Source organism: Acidovorax sp. BoFeN1 (assembly GCF_003345135.1).
In the GTDB taxonomy this organism is placed as follows: Bacteria; Pseudomonadota; Gammaproteobacteria; order Burkholderiales; family Burkholderiaceae_C; genus Acidovorax; species Acidovorax defluvii.
The window spans coordinates 34,909-61,638 of the sequence record NZ_QOZT01000005.1; the positions used below are offsets into that span (position 1 = coordinate 34,909).

Consider the following 26,730-nt stretch of genomic DNA (forward strand, 5'->3'; position numbering starts at 1 on the left):
CCTCACCAACCTGCACGGAGCCTGCCGCCATGCCTTACCAAATTTCTCCCCGCGTTCAGGCCGGCATGCTCTGCCTGGTAACATTTTTATCTGCCTGCGGCGGCGGCTCGGAAACCCCCACCCCTGCGCTCAGCGTGAGCATTGCTGCCCCAGCCGCTGCCAATCAGGTTTTCAGCCTCAACACCCCCATTGCCGTGAGCGCTCGCGTCACCGTGAATGGCGCATCGGCACCCGATGGCACGACCGTGAATTTCTTCGCCTCGGCAGGCAGCTTTGCCACCGCCAGTACCTTGACACATGGCGGCACGGCCAGCACGACACTGACCGCTTCGACGCCAGGCAAGCAGACGTTCACGGCCACTGCCACGTTCTCGGGCGCCACCGGCACTTCATCGCAAACCGTTTACGTGCGCCAGCCGCCAGCCCCGCTGGAGATTCTGGTTCCGGCGTATTTTTACCCCTCGACAGGGGGCTCCGACTGGGACCGAATGACCGCCAGCGCACTCGCCCATCCCGGGCTGAAGGTCACCGCCATCCTCAACCCCGCCAACGGCATTTTCAACAGCACTGAACCCCGATACCTGCTAGCCGCACAAGATTTTGTCGGAGCAGGCGGACGTTTACTGGGCTATGTCTACACCCGCTATGGCACGGGGGCGCGCTCCGTCTCCGACATCAAGGCCAACATCGACCGCTACCTGGACCTTTATGGGCGCAGCCTGATCAGCGGCATTTTTCTGGACGAAATGGCCGCCGATCCCGCCAGGATCGGTTTCTACCGGGAGATTTACGACCACATCCAGTCCCGGGATCCGGGCCTGCGCATACTGGGCAACCCCGGCACGGTTCCCGCCGAAGGGTACGCTGGCGTTGTTGATGCAGTCGTCACCTTTGAGGGCACAGGAGCGGGCTACGCCAGCTACGACCCACGGCAGACCGCAGATTGGCTGTATTCGCGGCCCAACAGCACCCAGGCCATGCTGGCCCACAACGTGATGACATGCCAAGCCATGCAAGGCATTGTGGCCACCGCCGCCACGCCACTGGCGAATGCGGGCATGGTCTATGCCACCGACCGCGTTTTCGACTACGCCACAGGCACAGGCAATCCGTGGGCCACCCTGCCCAGCTACTGGACGCGTTTGCTGGAGACCGTGGAAGCCATCAACCAGGGGCAAGCGCTCCCTGGTTGCCCATAGGTTCTGTTCTCAAAGCACCCTGAGCTCTTGCCAGCCCTGCCACCGCTCTGCTGGCGCCAAGGGCACGAGTTCATCGATCTGTGCTGCCTCCACGCAGAGCATGGATCGGTAGCCGTCGGCGGGCAGATCTGGCAAACGCGAACTCAGGCTGGCACCGGGGTTCCACACCACGGTGCTGCCCAGGCTCTGGCTCTGGCTGATCTGCAGGCTGTGCGGGCCGTCGTGCAGCCGCATGGGCTGCACTGGCGCACGGAAAACACGGTCGTACTCACCGGCAATGGTCACCGCACCAGACTGGAGGCCATGCTGGTCCCGCACCGCATCCCATCGTGCGCACCCCTCCAGCCCCTCCAGACGGGTGCTTTCGACCGCATCGACCGCCAGATAGGTGTGCAATGCCGCGGTGAACTCCCACAGAGTTTTGCTGGTGTTGCACACATCCAGCTGAACACGCAGCAACCCCTCGCCCAGTGTCAGCGCAAGCTGGGCCTTGAAGTCGTGTGGCCAGATGGCCCGGGTGGTTGGACTGCTGTGCAGTCGAAGGCGCAGCACAGTGGCGTCTTGTTCGGTGTCCGACAAGGGCGCCTGCGCCGCCCACGCCAGATTGCGCGCAAAGCCATGCTTGGGCAGCGGCCCGCGCTGGTTGAACTGGGGAAAGCACAGCGGAATGCCGCCGCGAATGGCCGACTGGCCGTCGAATATGGCCTGCGGGCTCAGGTAAAGGCGCTCTCGCCCACCGGCCACCCACGACAGCACCTGGGCGCCATGCAGGGCCACCAGTGCGGTGTCGCCCTGGGCGGTGCTCAGGCGGATGGAGGGCTGGCCCTGCAATGTCTCCAGGGAGTTTTTGGCAACCGCAGGGTCAGGCCGCATGGCCCAGCACGTCGGCACGCGCCTGGGCAGCGGCGAAGTCGAGGTCGCCGCTGTAGATGGCCCGGCCGCAGATCACGCCTTCGACGCCTTCGTGCTCCACGGCGCACAGCTGCTCGATGTCGGCCATGTTCGACAGGCCACCCGAGGCGATCACCGGAATGGAAAGCGCCTGCGCCAGTTTCACCGTGGCGTCGATGTTGATGCCCGAGAGCATGCCGTCGCGGCCGATGTCGGTGTAGATGATGGATTCGACGCCCCAGTCCTCGAACTTCTTGGCCAGGTCCACCACCTCGTGGCCGGTGAGCTTGCTCCAGCCGTCGGTGGCCACCTTGCCGTCCTTGGCGTCCAGGCCCACGATGATGTGGCCGCCAAAGGCGCTGCAGGCATCTTTGAGGAAGCCGGGGTTCTTGACCGCTGCCGTGCCAATGATCACGTAGCGCAGACCGCCGTCGATGTATTTCTCGATGGTGTCAAGGTCACGGATACCGCCGCCCAGCTGCACCGGGATCTCGTCGCCCACCTCTTTGAGGATGGATTTGATGGCGGCGTAGTTCTTGGGCACGCCTGCAAAGGCGCCGTTCAGGTCCACCAGGTGCAGTCGGCGCGCGCCCTGCCCCACCCATTTGCGGGCCATGGCGGCGGGGTCTTCGCCAAAGGTGGTGGATTGGTCCATGTCGCCTTGCTTGAGGCGAACGCAGTGGCCGTCCTTGAGATCGATGGCGGGGATGAGCAGCATGGTGGTGAGGTTCGGGAGAAAAAGGGCGAGTCACGACTCGGCCCGAACGGGGTGAAAAATATCAGGGATTCCAGTGCAGAAAATTGCGGTACAGGGCCAATCCGTGCTCCGCGCTTTTTTCGGGGTGAAACTGCGTGGCAAAAATATTATCGCGCGCAATGGCGGCTGCGAACCAGCCGCCGTAGTCAGCTTGCCCTGCACAGTGGGCCGCATCTTGCGGCACGGCATAAAAACTGTGCACGAAATAAAAGTAGCTGTTGTCGGGCACGCCCGCCCAAACCGGGTGCACGGCACCACCTGCATGGTGGGCGTGCGGCACCTGGCGCACCTGGTTCCAGCCCATCTGGGGCACCTTGAAACGGCTGCCGTCGGGCTGGGTTTTGCCCGCCAGGTCGAACTTGAGCACATCGCCCGGGATGAGGCCCAAGCCCGGCACACCCTCGGCAGGACCCTCGGCGCTGTGGTCCAGCAGCATCTGCATGCCTACGCATACGCCAAACAACGGTTTGGTGGCGGCGGCTTCGAGCACCGACTCCTGCAGGCCCGACTCGCGCAATTCGCGCATGCAGTCGGGCATGGCGCCCTGGCCCGGCAGCACAATGCGCTGCGCAGCGCGCACGTCTTCCGGACGAGAAGTAACCACCACGGTCCAGCCCGTGTCGTGGGCGGCGGCCTGCACAGCCTGCGACACCGAGCGCAGGTTGCCCATGCCGTAATCGACCACCGCAACGGTTTTTGCTTCTATATTCATAGCTGCCAGCGCTTATCCATTAAGGGCTAGAGCCCGATTTGACCCAAAAAACTCACAAAGAACCCTTGGTGGAGGGGATGACACCCGCCGAGCGGGGATCGCGCTCCAGCGCCGCGCGCAGCGTGCGCCCGAACGCCTTGAAGATCGTTTCGCACTGGTGGTGTGCGTTGATGCCCTTGAGGTTGTCGATGTGCAGCGTGACGCCCGCGTGGTTCACAAAGCCCTGGAAGAACTCGTACACCAGCTGCGTATCGAGCTGGCCGATGCTGCCCGCCGTGAACTTCACATCGATGTGCAGCCCCGGGCGACCCGAAAAATCCACCACCACGCGCGAAAGCGCTTCGTCCAGCGGCACATAGGCGTGGCCATAGCGGCGGATGCCCTTCTTGTCGCCCACCGCCCGCGCAAACGCCTGGCCCAGGGTGATGCCCACGTCTTCCACCGTGTGGTGGCCGTCGATGTGCAGGTCGCCAGCGCAGTCGATCTCCAGGTCGATCAGCCCATGGCGGGCGATCTGGTCGAGCATGTGGTCAAAAAAACCGATGCCCGTGTGCAGCTTGGCCTGGCCGGTGCCGTCGAGGTTGACGCGCACGCTGATGCGGGTTTCCGCGGTGTTGCGGCTGACCTCGGCAATGCGGTCGGCCAGGGAATCAGGGGCGGTAGAGGTGACGAGTGCGGAGGAAGTCATAAGGAAGCCTGGAGTGCAGCCAGCATCTGTGCGTTGTCTTCGGCCGTGCCCACCGTGAGGCGCAGGCAGTTGGCCAGCAATGGGTGCATTGTAGAAACGTTCTTGACCAGCACCTTGCGCGCCTTCATGCCCTCATACGCCCGTGCGGAATCGGCCACGCGCACCAGCACCATGTTGGCCTCGCTGTCCCAGCATTTTTCAATGCCGGGCATCTGGCGCAGCGCGTTCACCAGCACCGTGCGCTGGGCCACCAGTTCGGCGGCCTGCGCGGCAAACACGTCGGCATGCTCGAGCGCAAACAGCGCCGCCTCGCCATTGAGCACGCTCACGTTGTAGGGCGGGCGCACCTTGTCGATCTCGGCCACCAGCGCGGCGGGGCCGATGAGGTAACCCAGGCGCACACCGGCCAGGCCAAACTTGCTGAGTGTGCGCATGAGCAGCACATGGGCATTGCGTGCAGGCTCGGCACGCATGCGGTCGATGAATGTGCGGCTGGCAAAGGGCTGGTAGGCCTCGTCCATCACCACGATGCCGCCCTGCGCACCAGCGGCATCGATGATGCGCTGCACCGCACCCTCGTCCCACAGCGTGGCCGTGGGGTTGTTAGGGTAAGCAATGTAGGTAATGGCAGGCTGATGCCTGGCGATGGCGGCCAGCATGGCGGGCTCATCCAGCTCGAAGTCGGGCGTGAGCGGCACGCCCACGAAGTCCAGGCCCTGCAGTTGTGCAGACAGCGGATACATCACAAAGCCGGGCATGGGCGCGAGCATGGTGGCGCGCTGGCCCGTGCCAGGTTGCGCGCAGGCCAGGGCCAGCAAGGTGATGAGTTCGTCCGAGCCGTTGCCCAGCACGATGCCATAGCCCTCGGGCATGTCGGCGTACTTTGCCAGCGCAGCCTTCAGGTCCAGCACGCGGTCGCCCGGATAGCGGTTGAGCGCCAGCGCGCCCAGCCGCTGGCCGAGCGCCGCCTGCAGATGCGCGGGCAGGCGAAACGGGTTTTCCATCGCGTCCATCTTGAGCATGCCGGTGGAGGGCTGCACACCATACGCGTGCATGGCGCGCACGTCGGGGCGGATGCGGGCCAGCGCGTTGAGGGGTGTCGATGGAGCGGCGGGGGAGTTCATTCGGCAGTGTCCAGTGCGTTGGGGGCCACAAGAAAGGGGCTGGTCATGGGCACGGCATCCATCCGGACATCGTGCATAAAGGCCTCGTCAGCCTTGCGCTTGCTTTGGCGACGGCTTGAGCCGCATCTCCGCCGCCCGCGCGTGGGCTTGCAGGCCTTCGCCATGGGCCAGCACGCTGGCGATCTGGCCCAGCGTCTGCGCACCGGCTTCGCTCACCTCGATCAGGCTGCTGCGCTTTTGAAAGTCATACACGCCCAGTGGCGAACTGAACCGCGCCGTGCCGCTGGTGGGCAGCACATGGTTGGGGCCTGCGCAGTAATCGCCCAGGCTCTCGGACGTGTAGGCACCCAGAAAAATGGCGCCTGCGTGGCGCAGCAGTGGTTCCCAGCGGTGCGGGTCGTTGCTGCTCACTTCCAGGTGCTCGGGCGCGATGCGGTTGCTGATGGCGCAGGCTTCTTCCATGTCTTTCGTGAGGATCAGTGCGCCACGGCCCGTGAGGCTTTTGGCAATGATCTCGGCGCGCGGCATGGTGGGCAGCAGGCGGTCGATGGCCTCTTGCACGGCATCGATATAGGCGGCATCGGGGCACAGCAGAATGCTTTGCGCCAGCTCGTCGTGTTCGGCCTGACTGAACAGGTCCATGGCCACCCAGTCGGGCGGGGTGGTGCCGTCGGCCAGCACCAAAATTTCGCTCGGGCCCGCAATCATGTCGATGCCCACGGTGCCGAACACGCGCTTTTTGGCGCTGGCCACATAGGCGTTGCCGGGGCCGGTGATCTTGTCCACCTTGGGCACGGTGGCCGTGCCGTAAGCCAGCGCGGCCACAGCTTGGGCGCCGCCGATGGTAAAGGCGCGGGTGACGCCCGCCACGTAGGCGGCGGCCAGCACCAGGGCGTTTTTCTCGCCCTTGGGGGATGGCCAAGGGCCGTCCCTGCGGGCCGGCGTGGGCACTACCATGATGATCTCGCCCACACCCGCCACATGGGCAGGGATGGCGTTCATGAGCACGCTGCTCGGATAAGCGGCCTTCCCACCGGGCACATAGATGCCCACGCGGTCCAGCGGCGTGACCTTCTGACCCAGCAACGTGCCGCCTTCGTCGCGGTAGCTCCAGCTCTCGCCCGAGGCCTTTTTTTGTGCCTCGTGGTAGCGGCGCACGCGGGCAGCGGCGGCCTGCAGCGCGTCGCGCTGCACGGCGGGAATGGCGTCGAAAGCGGTCTTGAGCTCTGCCTGCGTCAGCTCCAGCGCCGCCATGGAGTCGGCCTGCAGGCCATCAAAGCGCTGGGTGTATTCCAGTACCGCTGCATCGCCGCGCTGCTGCACGTCGGCCAGGATGTCGGCCACGCGCTGCTCGATGGCCGCGTCGGTGTCGGCAGACCAATGCAGGCGGGCTGCAAAATCAGCCTCAAAAGTGGCCGCAGTGGTTGACAGACGGGCGGGAGCAGCTACCAAAGTCATAGTGTGATTCGGTGGGAGTTTCAGTTTTTATCTGCGGGAATCGCGGAGGCAAACGCATCGATGATGCGGCGCAGCGGCGCCTGCTTGAGCTTGAGTGCCGCCTGGTTGACCACCAGGTGCGAGCTGATGTCCATGATGCGTTCCACCTCGACGAGGTGGTTGGCCTTGAGGGTGTTGCCGGTGGACACCAGATCGACGATGGCGTCAGCCAGGCCGATGAGGGGCGCCAGTTCCATGCTGCCATAGAGCTTGACCATGTCCACATGCACGCCCTTGGCCGCAAAGAAGTCGCGGGCGATGCTGGTGTATTTGGTGGCCACCTTCAGGCGCGAGCCCTTCTTGACGGCCTGGGCGTAATCGAAATCGTTGCGCACGGCCACGCTGACGCGGCACTTGGCAATGCGCAGATCGAGCGGCTGATACAGGCCCTGGCCGCCATGCTCGATGAGGGTGTCCTTGCCCGTCACACCCAGGTCGGCGCCGCCGTATTCGACATAGGTAGGCACATCGGTGGCACGCACCAGCACCACGCGCACATTGGGCAGATTGGTGGGCAAGATGAGCTTGCGCGACTTTTCCGGGTCTTCCAGCACCTCGATGCCGGCAGCGGCCAGAAGGGGCAGGGTTTCGTCAAAGATGCGGCCTTTGGAGAGCGCCAGGGTGATCATGCTGCTGCTCATGCTTTTATCCGTTCAATGTCGGCGCCAATGCCGCGCAGTTTGGCTTCCATGCAGTCGTAGCCACGGTCCAGGTGGTAGATGCGGTCCACCACCGTTTCGCCGTCGGCCACCAGGCCCGCAATGACCAGGCTGGCCGAGGCGCGCAGGTCGGTGGCCATCACCGTGGCGCCCGACAGGCGTGGCACGCCCTTGATCACGGCCACCTTGCCATCGGTCTGGATCTTGGCGCCCAGGCGCACCAGTTCGTTGACGTGCATGAAGCGGTTTTCAAAAATCGTTTCGGTCACCGTGGCCGTGCCCTGGGCAATGCAATTGAGCGCCATGAACTGCGCCTGCATGTCGGTGGGGAAACCCGGGTATTCGGTGGTGCGAAAGCCCTGGGCCTTGAGCGTAGCGGCGCCTGCGCTTTGCACGCGGATACCGCCTTCGACCGCCTGCACGGTGGCACCGGCCTCGCGCAGTTTTTCGATGACGGCGTCGAGGTGGTCGGCACGACCGTGGCGCAGCACCACATCACCACCCGTGGCCGCCACGGCACACAAAAAGGTGCCGGCCTCGATGCGGTCGGCCACCACGCGGTGGGTGCAACCGTGCAGCCGCTCGACGCCCTGGATGCGGATGCGGCTGGTGCCATGGCCTTCAATCTTTGCGCCCATGGCGATCAGCATATCGGCCAGGTCCGAAATTTCAGGCTCCTGGGCGGCGTTTTCCAGCACTGTCTCGCCCTCGGCCAGCGCGGCAGCCATGAGGAAGTTCTCGGTGCCCGTCACGGTGACCATGTCGGTGGTGATGCGTGCGCCCTTCAGGCGCGTCCATCCTGCCGGCAACCTGGCGATCATGTAGCCGTGCTCGACCACGATCTCGGCGCCCATGGCGGCCATGCCCTTGATGTGCTGGTCCACCGGGCGCGAACCGATGGCGCAACCGCCAGGCAGCGACACCGTGGCCTCGCCAAAGCGGGCCAGCAGCGGGCCCAGCGCCAGGACCGAGGCGCGCATGGTCTTGACCAATTCGTAGGGGGCCTCGGGCGTATTGAGCGCACCGGCGTCAATGCGCACGGTGCCATCGTCCGATCGCTCGGCCGTCACGCCCATGTTGCGGATGAGCTTGAGCATGGTGCTCACATCCTGCAACTGGGGAACATTCAGCAGCGTCACCGGCTCGGCTGTGAGGAGTGCGGCGCACAACTCCGGCAAGGCGGCGTTCTTGGCGCCAGAGACCAGCACCTCGCCATGGAGGGTGCGTCCGCCGCGGATCAGGAGTTTGTCCATCGCAAAAGTCAGAAATATGTATGAAAAGTGCTTCTAGCGCTTATGAATAAAGCGCTAGCAGCTATTAATTTAAGAGCGTCAATCCACTATTCACTGTGCCTGCGTTGCCCACTCTGCGGGCGTGAAGGTCTTCATCGACAGGGCATGCACTTCGTCATTGGCCAGCTTGGCGCCCAACGTGGCATATACGCGCTGGTGGCGCTGAATGGCCCGCTTGCCCTCGAACTCGGCCGAGACGATGGTGGCATACCAGTGGCGGCCGTCGCCCTCCAGCGTGATGTGATCGCAGGCCAGGCCTGCGGCGATGATGTCTTTAAGTTGGTCTGCAGTCATGTCAGTTCCGAATTTTGTAGCCGATGCGCAGCAGGTGCACGGCAAAAAGGCTCACGGCCAGCCAAGCAATGCCCACGATGCCCAGGCTGAGCCAGGGAGAAGTGTCGCTCTGGCCGAAAAAGCCATAGCGAAAGCCGTCAATCATGTAGAAAAAAGGATTCAGGTGGCTCACGGTCTGCCAGAAAGGCGGCAGCGACTGGATTGAATAAAAAACGCCCGACAGAAACGTCATGGGCACGATGACGAAGTTCTGGAACGCCGCCATCTGGTCAAACTTGTCGGCCCACAGCCCGGCAATCAGCCCCAGCGTTGCCAGCAGGGCCGCGCCCAGAAATGCAAAGACCACAATCCACAGCGGCGCCGCAAACTCCGGCCGCGCAAACGCCAGGGTGACAATGAACACCCCCAGCCCCACGACCAGCCCGCGCAGCATGGACGAGCCCACATAGGCCACAAACCAGGCCCAGTGCGACAGTGGCGTGAGCAGCAAAAACACCAGGCTGCCCATGATCTTGCTCTGAACCAGGCTCGATGAGCTGTTGGCGAAGGCGTTTTGCAGCACGCTCATCATCACCAGCCCCGGCACCAGAAAAGCGGTGTAGCTGATGCGGTCATACACCTTTACATGGTCTTCGAGCACATGGCCAAAGATCAGCAGGTACAGCACGGCGGTGAGCACGGGCGCGGCCACGGTCTGGAAGCTCACCTTCCAAAAGCGCAGCACTTCCTTGTAAAAAAGAGTTTGCCAGCCGGTCACAGTGCCACCTCCGACAGGGGAATGTTGGATGCGGAGGTGCCCGACATCACCTGCAGGAACACATCTTCCAGATCGGGCCGGCGGATTTCCATGTCCTGCACCTCGACACCCGCCACGCGCAGGGTGGCGAGATGGTTTTCGATCTCTGCCGCATCGCGTGCGGGCAACTGCACGATGCGGCCGGTGACGCGCGCCAGGTGGTCCAGTGCGGGCGGCAGCAACGCATCGGTCTTGAATTGCAGCACGCTGCCCGAAGCCGTCTTGAGCAGCTCGGACGTGCGATCGAGCGCCACCACGCGCCCGGCCTTGAGCATCGCGATGCGCCCGCACAGGGCCTCGGCCTCTTCCAGGTAATGGGTGGTGAGCAGCACCGTGTGCCCCTCTTTGTTCAGGCGGGCGATAAAGTGCCAGAGCGTCTGGCGCAACTCCACATCCACGCCCGCCGTGGGTTCATCGAGCACGATGATGGGCGGCTTGTGCACCAGGGCCTGGGCCACCAGCACGCGCCGTTTCATGCCACCCGACAGCTGGCGCATGTTGGCGTTGGCCTTGTCCGACAGGCCCAGGTTGGCCAGCAGTTCGTCAATCCAGGCGTCGTTGTTCTTCACGCCAAAATAGCCCGACTGAAAGCGCAGCGCCTCGCGCACGTTGAAAAACGGATCGAACACCAGCTCTTGCGGCACCACGCCCAGCTTGCGCCGGGCCTCGGCAAAGTGCGTCTGCACATCACTGCCCTGCACCAGCACACGCCCGCTGGTGGCGCGCGCCAGGCCGGCCAAAATGCTGATGAGTGTGGTTTTACCGGCACCGTTGGGGCCGAGAAGCCCGAAGAATTCGCCCTCCTCGATGTCCAGGTTGACCTGGTTCAGTGCTTGGAAGGGGCCTTTGGGTGTGACAAAGGTCTTGGAGACGGCTTGGAATGAGACTGCGGGCATGAAGCCTTTGATTTTAAGGCCTTGGCCCGTGCCCCGCCGCCCGGCGCCCAACAGCACGCGGGCGTCCGAGGGCATTGTGGGCGCACCGCAAAGTCAGCTGGCCGCCTGCAGCAAGGCATCCACGCCATACAGGCCGGCCATGCCCACCAGGGCCGGGGGCAGGCCCTTGACCACAAACGCCTTGCCGTCCGCCAGCACCTCGCGCCGGCATTCCAGCAGCACGGCCAGCGCAGACGTGTCAAACACGGCCAGGGCGCTGGCATCCACCACCACCTGCGGGCCCTTGAGAACCTTCAGCCCCTGCACCAGCATGCGCAGGCAGGCACTGGCCTGTTCGTGGGTGAGTTCGGACGGAAGTACCAGCATGCGCGGGATCTCGCTGTCAGCCCTTGGCGGCATTCGTCTTGTTGCGGGTTACCAGCGCTTCAATGAGGCCGTCCACGCCGCGCGCATTGATCTCGGTGGCAAACTGACTGCGGTAGGTTTCAACCAGCCAGACACCCATCACGTTCAGGTTGTAGATCTTCCAGCCGGCGCCTTGACCGGGGGTTTTCTCAAGCCGGTAGTCGAGCTGGATCGGGTCACCATGGCCCGTGACCTCGGTGCGCACCAGCACATCCTTATCTTCGGGTGCTGCACGCAGGGGCTTGATGGTGATGGTCTGGTCGCTCACCTGGGCCAGAGCGCCCGCATAGGTACGAACCAGCAGAACCTTGAACTCTTCCTGCAGGCGCTTTTGCTGCTCGGGGCTGGCCTGGCGCCAGCCCGGGCCCACGGCAGCCGCCGTCATGCGCCGGAAATTCACGTTGGGCATGACCACCTTGTCCACCAGGGCGATCACCTTGTTGATGTCACCCGCCTGGATGGCCTTGTCACCCCGAACACTGCCGATCACTTCCGTGGACAGGCGCTTGATCAGCGCGTCGGGCCCCTCGTCGGCAGCCCAGGCGGCCCATGGCACCGCCACGGAGCAGGCCACGGCCAGTGTTGCGGCCATGCGGCCCAGCGTGCGTCGATTCATCGTCATGTCAGTTCTTTCCATCGGGCGACTGTGTCGCATGTCAATTCATTGTGGTCGGACGGGATGTACGCCATGCGTCGGTGTGTTGCGCTTACGCAAGCAGTTGCAAGCACACGCAACAGCGACCGGCGCTCAATAGTCGGACTCTTGCGGCAGCACACCGCCGTTGTCGTCGCCGTTGGCATCGTCGGCACCGGGGCGTCCTGCGCGCTGTGCGCGCACCTGCAGGAACACATCCCGCGTGAACGTGTATTTGTCCAGCGCCGCACCTTCCAGCACGGCCCCGGCCCCCAGCAAACTGGCCCGGGTGTCCACCGCCCGCAACGCATACAGCGAATTGCGCGCAGCAATCGAATCGAACTGGCCCACCAGATTTCCCTGCATGTCCACAGGCAATGCGGCGGTATCGCGCACCGTGGACGGCCCCAGCAGGGGCAGCACCAGATAGGGCCCCGTGGGCACGCCCCAGCGCCCCAACGTGAGGCCAAAGTCCTGCCGGTTGCGCTCCACCCCCATTTCCGAGGCAATGTCGAGCAGCCCGCCCAGGCCAAACACCGTGTTGACGTTGAAACGCACCAGGCTGGCGTACGCTTCTTCGTGGCGCAACTGCAGGACGTTGTTCACAAACGACCAGACATCGCCCAGGTTGCCGAAAAAGTTGTTCACCCCCGTGCGCACCGGGGAGGGCACGACGTCCTTGTAGGCCGTGGCCACGGGCTTGAGCACCGACTCATCCACGCCGTCGTTGAAGCGGGTCATGCTGCGGTTGTAGGGCTCCAGCGGATCGCGGGGATTGGCGCCCGGTCCGCTAGCACAACCGGCCAGCAGCAAAGCGCCCAACGCCAGTGCGCACCAGCGCATGCCCACGCCAGCAAACCCAGGCTGTCCATCAGTGCGGGTGAAGCCCGCAGTCATCCATGTCATCATTTTTTCCCGCCTGCGTCCGATGGCTTGCCGCCCTCTTCCGCCTTGCTGTAAAGAAACTGGCCAATCAGGTTTTCCAACACCACGGCGGACTGTGTGGCAGTGAGGGTGTCGCCTGCCACCAGATTGTTTTCGTCGGCGCCGGGCTCAATGCCGATGTATTGCTCGCCCAGCAGACCACTGGTCAGGATCTTCAGGGAGCTGTCCTTGGGGAAAGCGTACTGCTTTTCCAGCTCCAGCGTCACGCGCGCCTGAAAGGTCTTGTCGTCAAAGGTGATCGACTCCACTCGCCCGACCACCACCCCCGCGCTGCGCACTGCCGCCTTGGGCTTGATGCCGCCGATGTTGTCGAAACGCGCGGTGACGCGATAGCCGGTCTGAAAGTTCAGCTGCAGCAGGTTGGCCGACTGCAGCGCCAGAAACACCAGCGCGGCGGCCCCGAGCATGACAAACAGGCCTACCCAGAGATCGTTTTTGGATTGTTGCATCGTGCTTTCCTTGTCACGCCGGCTGCGCCAGCGTCAGATACTGAACATCATGGCCGTGAGGACGAAGTCCAGCGCCAACACCGCCAGCGAGGCCATCACCACGGTGCGCGTGGTGGCGCGCGAAACCCCTTCCGGCGTTGGCTTGGCCGTGTAGCCCTGCAGCAGCGCCACGAAGGTCACGGTGAAACCAAACACCAGGCTCTTGATGACGCTGTTGCCCAGGTCACTGAAAATATCCACACCGCCCTGCATCTGGCTCCAGAAGGCGCCACCGTCCAGCCCGATCATGGGCACCGCCACCATCCAGCCGCCAATCACGCCCACCGCGTTGAACACCAGCGCCAGCACGGGCATGGCGATGACGCCCGCCCAGAAACGGGGCACCAGAATGCGGCGCACGGGGTCCACGGCCATCATCTCCATGGCGCTCAGCTGCTCGCCAGCGCGCATCAGCCCGATCTCGGCCGTGAGCGAAGTGCCTGCGCGCCCCGCAAACAGCAGGGCCGTGATGACCGGCCCCAGCTCGCGCAGCAAACTCAGCGCCACCAGCTGGCCCAGTGCCTCGGTAGAGCCAAAATCCTGCAGCGTGTAAAAACCCTGCAGCGCCATCACAAAACCCACGAAAAGGCCCGACACCGCAATGATGGCCAGCGAATAGTTGCCCAGAAAATGCACCTGGTCGCGCACCAGCCCAGGGCGCTGCAAGGCCGCAGGGAACAGCCGGATCAAGCGCCAGAAAAGGCGCGCCGCCAGGCCCGCATCGGCCAGCTGGCTGCGCACGGCAAAGCCCACATCCGAAGGACGCCACCAGCTCATGCAGACCTCCCGTCCAGCGGACCAAAATCACTGGCCGCCGTGGGCCCCGGGTAATGGAACGGCACCGGGCCCGTGGGCAGCGCGTTGACAAACTGGTGCACCAGCGGATCGGTGCTGGCGCGCACTTCGGCGGGGGCTCCCTGCGCCGCCACCACGCCAGCCCCCAAAATGATGACGTGGTCTGCCAGCGCAAAGGTGGCATCCAGGTCGTGCGACACCAAGAGGGTGGTCAGCCCCATCGCGTCGTTGAGTTGCCGGATAAGTTGCGCGGCCGTGCCCAGCGAAATGGGGTCGAGCCCGGCAAAGGGCTCGTCGTACATGACGAGTTCGGGGTCGAGTGCAATCGCCCGCGCCAGCGCCACGCGCCGCGCCATGCCCCCGGAAATCTGGCTGGGCATGAGATCGCGCGCCCCGCGCAGGCCCACGGCATGGAGCTTCATGAGCACGATGTCGCGCACCAGCGCATCCGACAGGTCGGTGTGTTCGCGCAGCGGAAACGCCACGTTTTCAAACACCGTCAGATCGGTGAACAAGGCACCAAACTGGAACAGCATGCCCATGCGCCTGCGGGCCGCATACAAGCCCGCCGCATCCATGCGACCCACATCCTGCCGGTCGAACAGCACTTCGCCTTCCTGCGCCCGGTGCTGACCGCCAATCAGGCGCAACACCGTGGTCTTGCCCCCGCCCGACGCCCCCATGAGCGCCGTGACCTTGCCGCGCGGGATCTTCAACGACACGTCGCGCAGGATCACGCGCTCACCGTACCCGAAGGTGACGTTGCGCAGTTCCGCCAGCGCGCTGGCGGGCGATGAGTCGTTGAATGGCATGGTGCAGAACAAAAAACGCCGTCAGAGGCCGAGACCCTGACAGCAGACCAAGCATCATAGGGGAAACCCCTTGGTGTTGCTCAGCCCATCGTTAAAACCTGTGGTGTGCAAGTGACGCTTGTCCATGCTTGACGGTTATAAAAATTCGGTAGCAAGCCGTGTCGCTGGGTCGCCATTGCGAAATGGGTTGCGGGGGTGCGGCTTGCAGGGGCCTCGTTGGAGCTGGGGGGCGTTGTGGCGGTGGCTGGCCGGGTCTGGCCCCGACGGCAGCCCTCCAAAAAGCCAGCATTTACTATTAAAACAATAGCTACCAGCGCTCTATAGATAAGCGCGAGAGCCCAATTCGACCTAAAAAATCAAAGCATGTGCTGCAAAAACACCCTCGCCCGCTCATGCCCCGGATCGGCAAAAAAATCTCCTGCGGGCCGCGCTGCAATCAGTTCGCCCTGGTCCATGAAGGCCACGGTGTTCGCCACCTCGCGCGCAAAGCCCATTTCGTGGGTGACCACCAGCATGGTCATGCGCTCATCGGCCAGCTCGCGCATGGTGCGCAGCACCTCGCCGGTGAGCTCGGGGTCGAGCGCCGAGGTGGGCTCGTCGAACAGCATGATGTCGGGCTCCATGCACAGCGCGCGCGCGATGGCCACGCGCTGCTTTTGCCCACCCGACAGGCGCGCGGGGTAGTTGCCCTGCTTGTCGGACAGGCCCACCTTGGCCAGCAGCCGTTCGGCGCGGGCGATGGCCGCTTCGCGCGACAGGCCCTGCACCACCATGGGCGCCTCGATCAGGTTCTCCAGCACCGTGAGGTGCCCAAACAGGTTGAAGTGCTGGAACACCATGCCGGTCTTGCGGCAGATGCGGCGCAACTCGGCGTCCGGCGCGTAGACGCAGCGGCCTTGAGCGTCGGTGGTGACCAGCGTTTCGCCCTCGATGGCGATATGGCCGCTGTCGATGGTTTCCAGATGGTTCAGGCAGCGCAGAAAGGTGCTTTTGCCCGAGCCCGACGGCCCGATCACCGCCACCACTTCGCCCTGGCGCAACTGCAGCGAGACGCCGCGCAGCACCTGGTTGGCGCCGAAGGCCTTGCGGATGTCACGGGCCTCGATCATGGGCGCATCACTGGTCATATTTGGCATAGCGTTTCTCCATGCGCTGAAACCCCCAGGTGAGGATCAGGGTCATGATGAGATAGAAGGCCGCGGCCACGATGAAGGGCGTGGTGGTGAAGTCGCGCTGCACGATGCCGCGCGCGGCGCGCAGCAGGTCGTTCAGGGCCAGCACGTAAATCAGCGAGGTGTCCTTGACCAGGGTGATGGTCTCGTTGCTCATGGGCGGCAATATGCTGCGCACCGTCTGCGGCAGCACGATGCGGCGCATGGTCTGGCCGTAGCCCATGCCCAGTACCTTGGCGGCCTCGTACTGCCCCCGGTCCACCGACTGGATGCCGGAGCGAAAGATCTCGGCAAAGTAGGCCGCGTAGTTCAGCGCAAAGGCCGCCACCGCCGCCGGAAAGTCGGGCAGTCGCACGCCAATCACCGGCACGAACGGAAGTGCAAAGTAGATAAACAGCATCTGCAGCATGAGCGGGGTGCCGCGCATGAGCCAGATGTAGCCGTTGACGGCCGCCGACAACGGCGCAAAGCGCGACACGCGCGCCAGCGCCAGCACCAGCCCGAGCGGCACCGCCAATGCCAGCGTGATGGCAAACAGCTTGAGGGTGACGGCAGCGCCCTGCGCCAGCGGTCCCAGAAGGGAGAGAACGTAGTCCATGCTGTCGCGACAGTTCCGTGTGTGTTTCTATCCTTGGCCGTCGCAACTGGCACGGCCCATGCCAGCGACCGCCGCGCAAGGGCCGCCACGACAACGTGTTGGCGCTGGCGGTGTCCCCCTGCCCGCAGCGCACAGCGCTGCGAGAGCGGGGGGAAGGCGCGCAGCGCCTCAGGGGGGTGGTCCGAATTATTTGAGAATATTCTTGCCGAACCATTGCTCGGCAATCTTCGCGGCGACGCCATCGGCCTTCATGTCGGCCAGGGCCTTGTCCAGCTTGCCGTGCAGATCGGTGTCGTCCTTGCGCAGGCCCACGCCATAGTCTTCGGTGCCGAAGTGGTCGTCGAGCACGGCATAGACGTCGGGCTTCTTGGCCACGTAGTACCGGCCCACCACCTCATCGACCACCACGGCATCCAGGCGGCCGGTGGTCAGGTCCATCAGGGCGGTCACGTTGTCGCCAAAGGTCTTGATGTCCTTGAACGACTTGAAGACGGCCTCGTCCTTCTTGATGGCGTCCACGGCACTGCTGCCTTCCTGGGCGCCGACCACCTTGCCGGCCAGATCAGCCTTGGTCTTGATGGCGGAGTTGGCGGCCACCACGATGATCTGGTGGTTTTCCATGTAGGGCGCGGTGAACAGGATGTTCTGCTTGCGCTCTTCGGTGATGGTCAGGCCGTTCCACAGTGCGTCCACGCGCTTGCCCGAGAGCTCGGCTTCCTTGGCGCTCCAGTCGATGGGCTTGAATTCCACTTCCAGGCCCAGGCGCTTGGCGGCTTCCTTGGCCATGTCGATGTCAAAGCCGATCAGCTCGTTCTTCTCGTTGCGAAAACCCATGGGCGGGAAGTTGTCGTCCAGGCCGACGACGATTTTGGTGACAGCCGCTGGCGCGGGTGTGGCGGCGGGTGCGGCGGGCTCCTGCTTGGAGCAACCAGCCAGCACGGCGCCCAGGGTCAGCAAGGCAACAGCGGCAATTTTTTTCATGGTGTAGCGATTTTTTTGAGAGATCTACGGACAAGGGGAATCAAGGGGCGTCCAACATTCGCACGGTGGCGCGACATGCAACACCCCACCCCGGGAAAACCCTCAATTGTCCCACCGTTGGTGCCTGCATGCACCCACCCGCCATGCACCGCCCAGAGAAATTCAAGAAAAATAGGGCCCTAGCGCTTATGCGGCATGGGCCAATAGCTATATTATTTATAGCGTCATCAACAACAACGGCGCCCCAGGGCGCCGTTGTTCAGGCAGGGCCAAGGCCCCGGTCAGCGGGGCAGGTCCGAGTAGCCCATCAGGAACTCGTCCACGGCGCGCGCCGCCTGGCGGCCTTCGCGGATGGCCCAGACCACCAGGCTCTGGCCCCGGCGAATGTCGCCTGCTGCGAACACCTTGGGCACGTTGGTGGCGTAGCCGCCGTCAAAATCCGTAGTGGCGCGGGCATTGCCGCGCGCGTCCTTGTCCACGCCAAAAGCATCGAGCACCGGTGCCACGGGGCTCACAAAGCCCATGGCCAGCAGCACCAGGTCGGCCTGGTAGTGCTTTTCGGTGCCAGGCACTTCCACCAGCTTGCCGTCCTTGAACTCGACCTGCACGGTGGTCAGGCCCTTGACCTTGCCCTTTTCGCCCGTGAACTCCTTGGTGGAGATGGCGAACTCGCGCACGCAGCCCTCTTCGTGGCTGGAGCTGGTGCGCAGCTTGAGCGGCCAGTAGGGCCAGGTGAGGGGCCGGTTCTCCACTTCAGGGGGCTGGGGCATGACCTCGAACTGCGTCACGCTGGCCGCGCCGTGGCGGTTGCTGGTGCCCACGCAATCACTGCCGGTATCGCCGCCGCCAATCACGATGACATGCTTGCCCGTGGCAAGGAGCTGGCCCTTGAGCTTGTCGCCCGCGTTGACCTTGTTCTGCTGGGGCAGGAACTCCATGGCGAAGTGGATGCCATCGAGGTCGCGGCCGGGCACCGGCAGGTCGCGCGACTGCTCGGCACCGCCGGTCAGCAGCACGGCATCAAAATCTTTGTTCAACTGCTCGGGCGTGATGGTTTCCTTGGCCCAGTTGGTCACCTTGGAATCCTTGCCCAGACCGTCTTTGGCGGCACCCACAAACACGCCGGTGCGGAAGGTGACACCCTCGGCCTGCATCTGCTGCACGCGGCGGTCGATGTGCGATTTCTCCATCTTGAAGTCGGGAATGCCGTAGCGCAGCAGCCCGCCCACGCGGTCGTTCTTTTCAAACAGCGTGACGCTGTGGCCTGCGCGTGCCAGCTGCTGGGCAGCCGCCATGCCGGCGGGGCCTGATCCCACCACGGCGATTTTCTTGCCGGTCTGGTGCTTGGCCACGCGCGGCTGCACCCAGCCCTCGGCCCAGGCGCGGTCGATGATGGCGTGTTCGATGGACTTGATGCCCACCGGGTCGTCGTTCACGTTGAGCACGCAGGCCGCCTCGCAAGGCGCGGGGCAGATGCGGCCAGTGAACTCGGGGAAGTTGTTGGTGCTGTGCAGCACCTCGATCGCGCTCTTCCAGTCGGCGTGGTAGACCAGATCGTTGAAGTCCGGAATGATGTTGTTGACCGGGCAGCCGTTGTTGCAAAACGGCGTGCCGCAGTCCATGCAGCGCGCGCCCTGCACCTTGGCTTGCGCCTCATCGAGGCCAATGACGAATTCCTTGTAGTGCTTCAGGCGCTCTGGCACGGGCTTGTAGCCCTCTTCGATGCGCTCGTATTCCATGAAGCCGGTGGTTTTTCCCATGACGATGTCCTTGTCTGTGAATGCTGTGCGGATGTCTGCGGCGTCGCCTTACTTGGCGGGCGTCACTTCCTTTTTGATAGCTGCTACTGCAGGTGTAGCGGGCTCTTCAAGCACTTTTCGTTCATTAATCTCAGACAATGCACGCTTGTACTCGGTCGGGAAGACCTTGACAAACTTGCTGCGCGAAGTGGCCCAGTTGTCCAGCAACTCGCGGGCGCGCTTGCTGCCCGTCCAGCGGTTGTGGTCTTCGAGCAGCTTCTTGAGCTGGGCTTCGTCGGTCTGGCCACCATGCCAGATGGCACGCGGCACGGTCACCTCCTGTTCGGCCGAGGGCAGGATGCGCTCCAGTGTCACCATGGCCATGTTGCAGCGGGTGTCGAACTGGCCATCCTCGTCGTACACATAGGCCACACCGCCGCTCATGCCCGCAGCAAAATTGCGCCCGGTCTTGCCCAGCACGACCACGGTGCCGCCGGTCATGTATTCGCAACCATGGTCGCCCGTGCCTTCGACCACTGCCGTGGCGCCCGACAGGCGCACGGCAAAGCGTTCGCCCGCCACGCCACCAAAGAAGGCCTCGCCCGTGGTGGCGCCGTACATCACGGTGTTGCCCACGATGGTGTTGCGTACTGCGTCACCGCGGAAGTCGATGCTGGGGCGCACGATCACACGCCCGCCCGAGAGGCCCTTGCCGGTGTAGTCGTTGGCATCGCCAATCAAATACAGCGTGATACCGCGGGTGAGGAACGCACCGAACGACTGGCCGCCCGTGCCTTCCAGCTGAATGCGGATGGTGTCGTCCGGCAGGCCTTCAGGGTGCACGCGGGTCACCGCGCCCGAGAGCATCGCGCCGACCGAGCGGTTCACGTTGCGCGCCACTTCGATGAACTGCACGCGCTCGCCCTTTTGAATGGCGGGCTGGCTGCGCTCGATGAGCTTGCGGTCCAGCGTGTGCTCGATGTTGTGGTCTTGCACGTCCACATGGAAGCGCGGCACGTCGGCAGGCACGTTGGGCTGGGCGAACAAGCGGCTGAAGTCCAGGCCACGGGCCTTCCAGTGTTCCAGGCCTTGGCGCATGTCGAGCAGGTCGGTGCGGCCAATCAGGTCGTCAAACTTCTTGATGCCCAGCTGCGCCATGATCTGGCGCACTTCTTCGGCGATGAAGAAGAAGTAGTTCACCACATGCTCGGGCTTGCCCGAGAACTTGGCGCGCAGCACCGGGTCTTGCGTGGCCACGCCCACGGGGCAGGTGTTCAGGTGGCACTTGCGCATCATGATGCAGCCCTCGACCACCAGTGGGGCCGTGGCAAAGCCAAACTCGTCGGCGCCCAGCAGTGCGCCAATGGCGACGTCGCGGCCGGTCTTCATCTGGCCGTCGGCCTGCACACGGATGCGACCGCGCAGGCGGTTGAGCACCAGGGTCTGCTGGGTTTCGGCCAGGCCGATTTCCCAGGGGCCGCCGCAATGCTTGATGGACGACCAGGGCGAGGCGCCCGTGCCGCCGTCATGGCCGGCAATCACGACGTGGTCGCTCTTGCACTTGGCCACGCCCGCAGCGATGGTGCCCACACCCACTTCCGACACCAGCTTGGTGCTGATGCTGGCGTGCGGTGCGACGTTCTTCAGATCATGGATCAGCTGCGCCAAGTCCTCGATGGAATAGATGTCGTGGTGCGGTGGGGGCGAGATCAGGCCCACGCCGGGCACGCTGTGGCGCAGCTTGCCGATGTAGGTCGAGACCTTGCCGCCGGGCAGCTGACCGCCTTCACCGGGCTTGGCGCCCTGGGCCATCTTGATCTGGATCTGGTCGGCTGACGAGAGGTATTCCGCCGTCACACCAAAGCGGCCCGACGCCACCTGCTTGATGCGGCTGCGCAGCGAATCGCCGTCCAGCAACGGCAGATCGACCTCCACGTTCTCGGCGCCAATCACGCTCTTGAGCGTGTCGCCCTTCTTGATTGGAATGCCCTTGAGCTCGTTTCGATAGCGGCGCTCGTCCTCACCGCCCTCACCCGTGTTGCTCTTGCCGCCGATGCGGTTCATGGCCACGGCCAGCGTGGCATGCGCCTCGGTGGAGATGGAGCCGAGCGACATGGCGCCCGTGGCAAAGCGCTTGACGATTTCCTTGGCGGGCTCGACTTCGTCGACCGGGATCGCCTTGGCCGGATCGATCTTGAACTCGAACAGGCCGCGCAGCGTCATGTGGCGCTTGCTCTGGTCGTTGATGATCTGGGCGTATTCCTTGTACGTGTTCCAGTTGTTGGCACGCGTGCTGTGCTGCAACTTGGCAATCGCGTCCGGCGTCCACATGTGGTCTTCGCCACGGGCGCGCCAGGCGTATTCGCCGCCGGCGTCGAGCATGGTTTCGAGCACAGGGTCGTCACCAAACGCGGCCTTGTGCATGCGGATGGCTTCTTCGGCGATTTCGAACACGCCAATGCCTTCCACGCGGCTGGCGGTGCCGGTGAAATATTTGCCCACGGTTTCCGTGTTCAGGCCGATAGCCTCGAACAGCTGGGCGCCGCAGTAGCTCATGTAGGTGCTCACGCCCATCTTGGACATGATCTTGGACAGGCCCTTGCCAATCGCCTTGACGTAGTTGTAGATGGCCTTGTCGGCAGACAGGTCGCCGCCCAGGTCCTTGTGCATGTCGGCCAGGGTTTCCATGGCCAGGTAGGGGTGCACGGCCTCTGCGCCGTAGCCTGCCAGCACGGCGAAGTGGTGCACTTCGCGGGCGGTGCCGGTCTCAACCACCAGTCCGGCGGTGGTGCGCAGGCCCGCACCCACCAGGTGCTGGTGAATGGCCGACAAGGCCAGCAGCGCGGGAATGGCCACTTGCGTGGCGCTCACGGCGCGGTCGCTGATGATGAGGATGTTGGCACCGCCCTTGATGGCGTCCACAGCCTGCGCGCACAGCGAGGCCAGCTTGGCTTCCACGCCTTCACGGCCCCAGCTCAGGGGGTAGGTGATGTCGATGGTCACGCTCTTGAACTTGCCGTTGGTGTGGCGTTCAATGTCGCGCAGCTTGGCCATGTCGGCGAAGTTCAGCACAGGCTGGCTGACTTCGAGGCGCATGGGCGGGTTGACCTGGTTGATGTCCAGCAGGTTGGGCTTGGGGCCGATGAAGCTGTTGAGCGACATCACGATCGCTTCGCGGATCGGGTCGATCGGCGGGTTGGTCACCTGCGCAAACAGCTGCTTGAAGTAGTTGTACAGCGGCTTGTTCTTGCCCGAGAGTACGGCCAGCGGGCTGTCGTTGCCCATGGAGCCAATGCCTTCTTCGCCATTTTTGGCCATGGGGGCCATCAGGAACTTGATGTCTTCCTGCGTGTAGCCAAAGGCTTGCTGGCGGTCCAGCAGGGGCAGGTCAGCAGTTTGTGGGGCCACAGCATCAGCACCGGTTTCAATGCTGTCGAGCTTGATGCGCAGGTTCTCGATCCACTGCTTGTAGGGCTTGGTGTTGACGATGTTGGCCTTGAGCTCATCGTCATCGATCATGCGGCCTTGTTCCAAGTCGATCAGGAACATCTTGCCAGGCTGCAGGCGCCACTTGCGCACGATCTTGTTCTCGGGGATGGGCAACACGCCCGACTCCGAGCCCATGATGACCAGATCGTCGTCGGTGATGCAATAGCGCGAGGGGCGCAGGCCGTTGCGGTCCAGCGTGGCGCCGATCTGGCGACCATCGGTGAACACGATGGAGGCAGGGCCGTCCCAAGGCTCGAGCATGGCGGCGTGGTATTCATAGAAGGCGCGACGGCGCTCATCCATGGTGGTGTGCTGCTCCCAGGGCTCGGGGATCATCATCATCACGGCCTGGCTAATGGGGTAGCCCGCCATCGTCAGCAATTCCAGGCAGTTGTCGAACGTGGCCGTGTCGGACTGGTCGGCAAAGCTGATGGGGTAGAGCTTTTGCAGGTCGGCCGCCAGCACGGGCGAGGCCATCACGCCTTCGCGGGCCTTCATCCAGTTGTAGTTGCCCTTGACGGTGTTGATTTCACCGTTGTGCGCCACATAGCGGTAGGGGTGGGCCAATGGCCACTCTGGGAAGGTGTTGGTGGAAAAGCGTTGGTGCACCAGGCCGATGGCCGAAACGCAGCGCTCGTCCTGCAGGTCGAGGTAGTACACGCCCACCTGGTCGGCCAGCAGCAGGCCCTTGTAGACCACGGTGCGGCTGGACATGGACGGAACGTAGTATTCCTTGCTGTGCTTGAGCTTGAGCGCCTGGATGTTGGCGCTGGCCGTCTTGCGGATCACGTACAGCTTGCGCTCCAGCGCGTCCTGCACGATCACGTCGTTGCCACGGCCGATGAAGACCTGGCGCAGGATGGGCTCCTTCTTGCGCACGGTGGGGGACATGGGCATGTCCACATTCACCGGCACATCGCGCCAGCCCAGCAGCACCTGGCCTTCGGCCTTGATGGCGCGCTCCATCTCCTGCTCGCAGGCCAGACGGGATGCGTGCTCCTTGGGCAAAAAGATCATGCCCACGCCGTATTCGCCAGCCGCAGGCAAGGTCACACCCTGCTTGGCCATCTCTTCGCGGTACAGCGCGTCGGGAATCTGGATCAGGATACCGGCACCGTCACCCATCAGCGGGTCGGCACCCACCGCACCACGGTGGTCGATGTTTTCCAGGATCTTCAAGGCCTGCGTCACGATGTCGTGGCGCTTGATGCCTTTGATGTGGGCCACAAACCCGAGGCCGCAGGCGTCGTGTTCGTTACCCGATGAATACAAACCGTGTTGTTGCAGATGCTGGATCTCGGCAGCCGTGGTCATGGCGCACTCCTATATTTTTCGCAGGGACTGCAAGAATAGTGCAATGCAACATATCGAGGCAAGCACAAAAATTGGGGTCAGAGTCCAATTTTTTGCATTGTTTTGTTGATCTATTTTTATTAGGGACAAATCAATATTGATAGCTACTAGCGCTTATTGATAAAGCGCTACAAGTCAATTTGAACTCAATTCTTTGGCGTGATAGCTGGCCGCCCCGCCTTGGCCTTGGCGACACGGCGTGGAGATTTTTTTTGCAACTCCGCCACAAACTCTGCGTCGCCCAGCGCCCAGCCGGTCAATGCCGCATCGGTCAATGCCGCCTGGTCGCCACTGCCAACGCCCGCCTGCACCAGCCCTGCATAGGCGGCCTCGCGTGCAAACGGCGTGTTGCCCAGCGCCCAATACAACGCATGCGGGGTCACGAGTTTGTCGATGCGCTGGCCCAGGTAATGGGCGTGGCTGGACCACTGCCAGGCCCCCGGCTGCGCCACCATGCCGGCACGCACCGGGTTCAGATCGATGTACACCATGCAGGCGAGCAAGTAGCGCTCGGTCTCGATCAGCGTGGAGCGGTAGCGCCCCTCCCACAGCGTGCCACTGCGGCCGTGGCGCTGGTTGAAATAGCGCACATAACTGCGCCCCACCGCCTGCATCATCAAAGGCAACGCCTCGGCCGTGGCCGGTGTGGCGAGCAGGTGAAAGTGGTTGTCCATCAGCACATAGGCATGGACCGCAACCGCAAACTTATGTGCGTTTTCGGCCAAAAGCGCCATCATGGTGGCGAAATCCTGGGTGTCCGCAAAGATCATCTGGCGGTTGTTGCCGCGCTGAATGATGTGGTGCGGGTAGCCGGGAAGCGTGAGACGGGGCAGGCGGGCCATGGCGATGTCCTGAACAAGGAAACACGGGCAATTTTAATTGAGCTCTGACCCCAATTATTGAGTTGGCCACGTATTGCCCCTGAGGAGTGTTTGCCCGGACCCTATTCCTGCGGCGACACGGCGGCGTCTGCCGACAGCCCGAAACGCGCTCCCAAAGCCTGCTCGAGCCCGAACTCGCGCAAGATGGCGCGCAGTCGCTCTTGGGCGCTGCGCTTTTTCTGGCCGGTGTAGCGGGCGATGATCAGCTCGTTTTTCATGCTGTGCTCCCAACCCACCAGCTCGGTCACTGTGACCTGGTAACCGCTGGCCTCCAGGTGCAGGCACCGCAACACGTTCGTTACCTGGCTGCCCACTTCGCGGGTGTGCAGCGGGTGGCGCCACAGCTCGGCCAAGGGTGTGCGCGCCAGTTGCAGCGCCTTGCCCTGGCGCAGGCAAGCGGCCACTTCGGCCTGGCAGCAGGGCACGATGACCATGGCGCGTGCCTGCTTTTGCAGGCCGAAGGCAATGGCATCGTCGGTGGCGGTGTCGCAGGCATGCAGCGCGGTCACCACATCAATGCGCTCGGGCAGCTCGGCCGCATCGGTGGATTCAGCCACCGACAGATTCAAGAACGACATACGCCCAAAGCCGAGTTGCTGGGCCAGTGCACGCGATTTTTCGACCAGCTCGGCGCGCGTTTCAATGCCATAGATATGACCGCGTCCCAGCGCCTTGAAATACAGGTCGTACAGGATAAAGCCCAGATACGACTTGCCCGCGCCATGGTCGGCCAGCGTGGGGCTGTGCCCGTCGGCCGACATTTCCTGCAGCAAAGGCTCGATGAAATTGAACAGGTGGTACACCTGCTTGAGCTTGCGGCGTGAATCCTGGTTCAGCCGCCCTTCGCGCGTGAGGATATGCAGCTCTTTCAACAACTCAACGGACTGCCCCGGGCGCAGCTCGGACAACTCTGCGCTGGCTGCCGGCGGGTTTTTGGAAGGCACCTTGGTAGCCGCTTTGGTTACCGCCTTGTGGTCCGCGGCTTTCATGCCGGGTCCTTCGGCAGTTCAGGCGTGCTTGCCGCCGTGCTCACGCCCACGTCCATCGCCTGCCAGCCTGGCATACCCAGCTTCTCCAGCACCTCCATGTTGCGCTGGTAGATGGCTTCGGCCTCGGGGTAGGCCTGCACTGCCCGGTCAATACTGTCTTCGCGCAGGAGGTGCAAGGTGGGATATGGCGCGCGATTGGTGCAGTTGGTGACATCACCCGCACCGGTGCCCGCAAACTGGAACTGCGGATGAAAGCTGGCAATCTGCAGGGTGCCGTCCAGGTCCAGCTCCTCCAGAACGTCTTCGGCCACGCCAAGGAAATCGTTGAACTCCAGAAAATCCTGCAGGCAGTCAGGTGCCATCAGCAAGGTGGTGTCGCGCACCTCTGCAGGCGCTGCGGCCAGATCGGCCAGCTCGCGCCGCAGGTCTTGCGCCAGTGCCTCGGCATCGGTGGCAGCGCTCACCACATAGTGAATCTGTCCCTTGGCGTGCACGCCCTTGGCAAACGGGCACAGGTTCAGCCCGATCACGGCCCGCTCCAGCCAGCGCACCATGTCCTTCGTGATGAGGTCCGCCCGTTCAGAAGGCGCGAGGGGCGGCGAAGGGGCGGCAGCGTTCATGGCAAATCGATTCAGAAGACAACA

The 26,730-nt window shown here is 63.6% G+C and carries 26 protein-coding genes; 1 reads left to right on the plus strand and 25 read right to left on the minus strand.

Translation table 11 applies throughout. The annotated features are described in order from the left end of the window. The first annotated feature begins 29 nt into the window (after nt 1-29). Nucleotides 30-1,199, plus strand: coding sequence for a spherulation-specific family 4 protein (locus tag DTW89_RS02040; protein ID WP_236636997.1), 1,170 nt, complete (start codon nt 30-32; stop codon nt 1,197-1,199). A 9-nt stretch (nt 1,200-1,208) separates the two neighbouring features. Here the strand turns inward: DTW89_RS02040 and DTW89_RS02045 are convergent, their stop codons facing one another. The 25 genes from DTW89_RS02045 to DTW89_RS02170 form a co-directional block, all read right to left on the minus strand. Then, nucleotides 1,209-2,072: a D-hexose-6-phosphate mutarotase gene (locus DTW89_RS02045; RefSeq protein ID WP_114654711.1), complete on the minus strand. Its 864-nt coding sequence runs from the start codon at nt 2,070-2,072 to the stop codon at nt 1,209-1,211. After that, entirely contained in the window at nt 2,062-2,808 is a 747-nt protein-coding gene (gene hisA / locus DTW89_RS02050; RefSeq protein WP_094098614.1) for a 1-(5-phosphoribosyl)-5-[(5-phosphoribosylamino)methylideneamino]imidazole-4-carboxamide isomerase, read from the minus strand. The genes DTW89_RS02045 and hisA overlap by 11 nt, the downstream gene beginning before the upstream one ends. Before the next feature lie 61 nt (nt 2,809-2,869). Continuing rightward, on the minus strand, nt 2,870-3,559 hold the full coding sequence (gene hisH, locus DTW89_RS02055; protein WP_094098615.1) for an imidazole glycerol phosphate synthase subunit HisH: 690 nt from the start codon (nt 3,557-3,559) through the stop codon (nt 2,870-2,872). Nucleotides 3,560-3,611: 52 nt separating this feature from the next. Continuing rightward, nucleotides 3,612-4,247 (minus strand): imidazoleglycerol-phosphate dehydratase HisB, encoded by a 636-nt coding sequence (gene hisB, locus DTW89_RS02060; protein WP_094098616.1) that lies wholly within the window; start codon nt 4,245-4,247, stop codon nt 3,612-3,614. Continuing rightward, nucleotides 4,244-5,371 (minus strand): histidinol-phosphate transaminase, encoded by a 1,128-nt coding sequence (hisC, locus tag DTW89_RS02065; RefSeq protein ID WP_035240915.1) that lies wholly within the window; start codon nt 5,369-5,371, stop codon nt 4,244-4,246. Before hisC ends, hisB begins: the two co-directional genes overlap by 4 nt. Before the next feature lie 87 nt (nt 5,372-5,458). After that, nucleotides 5,459-6,829 carry a histidinol dehydrogenase gene (gene hisD, locus DTW89_RS02070; protein ID WP_114654712.1) on the minus strand — a complete coding sequence of 457 codons (1,371 nt, stop codon included), beginning with the start codon at nt 6,827-6,829 and terminating at the stop codon, nt 5,459-5,461. Nucleotides 6,830-6,849: 20 nt separating this feature from the next. Then, the gene (gene hisG, locus DTW89_RS02075; protein ID WP_442858083.1) at nt 6,850-7,509 is read right to left on the minus strand and encodes an ATP phosphoribosyltransferase; all 660 of its coding nucleotides are present in this window, start codon (nt 7,507-7,509) and stop codon (nt 6,850-6,852) included. Then, the gene (gene murA, locus DTW89_RS02080; protein ID WP_114654713.1) at nt 7,506-8,780 is read right to left on the minus strand and encodes a UDP-N-acetylglucosamine 1-carboxyvinyltransferase; all 1,275 of its coding nucleotides are present in this window, start codon (nt 8,778-8,780) and stop codon (nt 7,506-7,508) included. The genes hisG and murA overlap by 4 nt, the downstream gene beginning before the upstream one ends. Nucleotides 8,781-8,870: 90 nt before the next feature. Continuing rightward, nucleotides 8,871-9,113, minus strand: a complete 243-nt coding sequence (locus tag DTW89_RS02085) for a BolA family protein (protein WP_087743867.1) — start codon at nt 9,111-9,113, stop codon at nt 8,871-8,873. Nucleotide 9,114: 1 nt separating this feature from the next. Then, on the minus strand, nt 9,115-9,870 hold the full coding sequence (locus DTW89_RS02090; RefSeq protein WP_114654714.1) for an ABC transporter permease: 756 nt from the start codon (nt 9,868-9,870) through the stop codon (nt 9,115-9,117). Beyond that, the gene (locus DTW89_RS02095) at nt 9,867-10,805 is read right to left on the minus strand and encodes an ABC transporter ATP-binding protein (RefSeq protein WP_114654743.1); all 939 of its coding nucleotides are present in this window, start codon (nt 10,803-10,805) and stop codon (nt 9,867-9,869) included. The genes DTW89_RS02090 and DTW89_RS02095 overlap by 4 nt, the downstream gene beginning before the upstream one ends. A 93-nt stretch (nt 10,806-10,898) precedes the next feature. Then, the gene (locus DTW89_RS02100; protein WP_024814141.1) at nt 10,899-11,171 is read right to left on the minus strand and encodes an STAS domain-containing protein; all 273 of its coding nucleotides are present in this window, start codon (nt 11,169-11,171) and stop codon (nt 10,899-10,901) included. A 16-nt stretch (nt 11,172-11,187) separates the two neighbouring features. Further along, complete coding sequence (locus DTW89_RS02105) at nt 11,188-11,832, minus strand: MlaC/ttg2D family ABC transporter substrate-binding protein (RefSeq protein ID WP_114654715.1); 645 nt, start codon at nt 11,830-11,832, stop codon at nt 11,188-11,190. Nucleotides 11,833-11,958: 126 nt separating this feature from the next. Then, nucleotides 11,959-12,687 carry an MlaA family lipoprotein gene (locus DTW89_RS02110; protein WP_236637002.1) on the minus strand — a complete coding sequence of 243 codons (729 nt, stop codon included), beginning with the start codon at nt 12,685-12,687 and terminating at the stop codon, nt 11,959-11,961. A gap of 62 nt (nt 12,688-12,749) precedes the next feature. After that, nucleotides 12,750-13,238 carry an outer membrane lipid asymmetry maintenance protein MlaD gene (mlaD, locus tag DTW89_RS02115; protein WP_114654717.1) on the minus strand — a complete coding sequence of 163 codons (489 nt, stop codon included), beginning with the start codon at nt 13,236-13,238 and terminating at the stop codon, nt 12,750-12,752. Nucleotides 13,239-13,271: 33 nt separating this feature from the next. Beyond that, nucleotides 13,272-14,054, minus strand: a complete 783-nt coding sequence (gene mlaE, locus DTW89_RS02120) for a lipid asymmetry maintenance ABC transporter permease subunit MlaE (RefSeq protein WP_114654718.1) — start codon at nt 14,052-14,054, stop codon at nt 13,272-13,274. Further along, nucleotides 14,051-14,884, minus strand: coding sequence for an ABC transporter ATP-binding protein (locus tag DTW89_RS02125; RefSeq protein ID WP_114654719.1), 834 nt, complete (start codon nt 14,882-14,884; stop codon nt 14,051-14,053). Before DTW89_RS02125 ends, mlaE begins: the two co-directional genes overlap by 4 nt. A gap of 356 nt (nt 14,885-15,240) precedes the next feature. After that, the gene (locus tag DTW89_RS02130; RefSeq protein ID WP_114654720.1) at nt 15,241-16,020 is read right to left on the minus strand and encodes an amino acid ABC transporter ATP-binding protein; all 780 of its coding nucleotides are present in this window, start codon (nt 16,018-16,020) and stop codon (nt 15,241-15,243) included. Continuing rightward, nucleotides 16,001-16,654, minus strand: a complete 654-nt coding sequence (locus DTW89_RS02135; protein WP_024814134.1) for an amino acid ABC transporter permease — start codon at nt 16,652-16,654, stop codon at nt 16,001-16,003. The genes DTW89_RS02130 and DTW89_RS02135 overlap by 20 nt, the downstream gene beginning before the upstream one ends. Nucleotides 16,655-16,840: 186 nt before the next feature. Then, nucleotides 16,841-17,635, minus strand: a complete 795-nt coding sequence (locus DTW89_RS02145) for an amino acid ABC transporter substrate-binding protein (RefSeq protein ID WP_024814133.1) — start codon at nt 17,633-17,635, stop codon at nt 16,841-16,843. Between the two features lie 281 nt (nt 17,636-17,916). Beyond that, nucleotides 17,917-19,395: a glutamate synthase subunit beta gene (locus DTW89_RS02150; RefSeq protein WP_114654721.1), complete on the minus strand. Its 1,479-nt coding sequence runs from the start codon at nt 19,393-19,395 to the stop codon at nt 17,917-17,919. A gap of 48 nt (nt 19,396-19,443) precedes the next feature. Continuing rightward, on the minus strand, nt 19,444-24,177 hold the full coding sequence (locus DTW89_RS02155; protein WP_114654722.1) for a glutamate synthase-related protein: 4,734 nt from the start codon (nt 24,175-24,177) through the stop codon (nt 19,444-19,446). A 185-nt stretch (nt 24,178-24,362) separates the two neighbouring features. After that, on the minus strand, nt 24,363-25,058 hold the full coding sequence (locus DTW89_RS02160) for a transposase (protein ID WP_114654723.1): 696 nt from the start codon (nt 25,056-25,058) through the stop codon (nt 24,363-24,365). Nucleotides 25,059-25,159: 101 nt separating this feature from the next. Further along, nucleotides 25,160-26,086, minus strand: coding sequence for a class I SAM-dependent methyltransferase (locus tag DTW89_RS02165; protein ID WP_201740925.1), 927 nt, complete (start codon nt 26,084-26,086; stop codon nt 25,160-25,162). Continuing rightward, nucleotides 26,083-26,706: a DUF1415 domain-containing protein gene (locus tag DTW89_RS02170; RefSeq protein WP_114654724.1), complete on the minus strand. Its 624-nt coding sequence runs from the start codon at nt 26,704-26,706 to the stop codon at nt 26,083-26,085. The genes DTW89_RS02165 and DTW89_RS02170 overlap by 4 nt, the downstream gene beginning before the upstream one ends. Nucleotides 26,707-26,730: the final 24 nt, after the last annotated feature.

Coding starts and splice junctions, on each gene's coding strand:
- DTW89_RS02040 (WP_236636997.1), top strand. CDS start 30: ATGCCTTACCAAATTTCTCCCCGCGTTCAGGCCGGCATGCTCTGCCTG.
- DTW89_RS02045 (WP_114654711.1), bottom strand. CDS start 2,072: ATGCGGCCTGACCCTGCGGTTGCCAAAAACTCCCTGGAGACATTGCAG.
- hisA (WP_094098614.1), bottom strand. CDS start 2,808: ATGCTGCTCATCCCCGCCATCGATCTCAAGGACGGCCACTGCGTTCGC.
- hisH (WP_094098615.1), bottom strand. CDS start 3,559: ATGAATATAGAAGCAAAAACCGTTGCGGTGGTCGATTACGGCATGGGC.
- hisB (WP_094098616.1), bottom strand. CDS start 4,247: ATGACTTCCTCCGCACTCGTCACCTCTACCGCCCCTGATTCCCTGGCC.
- hisC (WP_035240915.1), bottom strand. CDS start 5,371: ATGAACTCCCCCGCCGCTCCATCGACACCCCTCAACGCGCTGGCCCGC.
- hisD (WP_114654712.1), bottom strand. CDS start 6,829: ATGACTTTGGTAGCTGCTCCCGCCCGTCTGTCAACCACTGCGGCCACT.
- hisG (WP_442858083.1), bottom strand. CDS start 7,509: ATGAGCAGCAGCATGATCACCCTGGCGCTCTCCAAAGGCCGCATCTTT.
- murA (WP_114654713.1), bottom strand. CDS start 8,780: ATGGACAAACTCCTGATCCGCGGCGGACGCACCCTCCATGGCGAGGTG.
- DTW89_RS02085 (WP_087743867.1), bottom strand. CDS start 9,113: ATGACTGCAGACCAACTTAAAGACATCATCGCCGCAGGCCTGGCCTGC.
- DTW89_RS02095 (WP_114654743.1), bottom strand. CDS start 10,805: ATGCCCGCAGTCTCATTCCAAGCCGTCTCCAAGACCTTTGTCACACCC.
- DTW89_RS02100 (WP_024814141.1), bottom strand. CDS start 11,171: ATGCTGGTACTTCCGTCCGAACTCACCCACGAACAGGCCAGTGCCTGC.
- DTW89_RS02105 (WP_114654715.1), bottom strand. CDS start 11,832: ATGACGATGAATCGACGCACGCTGGGCCGCATGGCCGCAACACTGGCC.
- DTW89_RS02110 (WP_236637002.1), bottom strand. CDS start 12,687: ATGCGCTGGTGCGCACTGGCGTTGGGCGCTTTGCTGCTGGCCGGTTGT.
- mlaD (WP_114654717.1), bottom strand. CDS start 13,238: ATGCAACAATCCAAAAACGATCTCTGGGTAGGCCTGTTTGTCATGCTC.
- mlaE (WP_114654718.1), bottom strand. CDS start 14,054: ATGAGCTGGTGGCGTCCTTCGGATGTGGGCTTTGCCGTGCGCAGCCAG.
- DTW89_RS02125 (WP_114654719.1), bottom strand. CDS start 14,884: ATGCCATTCAACGACTCATCGCCCGCCAGCGCGCTGGCGGAACTGCGC.
- DTW89_RS02130 (WP_114654720.1), bottom strand. CDS start 16,020: ATGCCAAATATGACCAGTGATGCGCCCATGATCGAGGCCCGTGACATC.
- DTW89_RS02135 (WP_024814134.1), bottom strand. CDS start 16,654: ATGGACTACGTTCTCTCCCTTCTGGGACCGCTGGCGCAGGGCGCTGCC.
- DTW89_RS02145 (WP_024814133.1), bottom strand. CDS start 17,635: ATGAAAAAAATTGCCGCTGTTGCCTTGCTGACCCTGGGCGCCGTGCTG.
- DTW89_RS02150 (WP_114654721.1), bottom strand. CDS start 19,395: ATGGGAAAAACCACCGGCTTCATGGAATACGAGCGCATCGAAGAGGGC.
- DTW89_RS02155 (WP_114654722.1), bottom strand. CDS start 24,177: ATGACCACGGCTGCCGAGATCCAGCATCTGCAACAACACGGTTTGTAT.
- DTW89_RS02160 (WP_114654723.1), bottom strand. CDS start 25,058: ATGGCCCGCCTGCCCCGTCTCACGCTTCCCGGCTACCCGCACCACATC.
- DTW89_RS02165 (WP_201740925.1), bottom strand. CDS start 26,086: ATGAAAGCCGCGGACCACAAGGCGGTAACCAAAGCGGCTACCAAGGTG.
- DTW89_RS02170 (WP_114654724.1), bottom strand. CDS start 26,706: ATGAACGCTGCCGCCCCTTCGCCGCCCCTCGCGCCTTCTGAACGGGCG.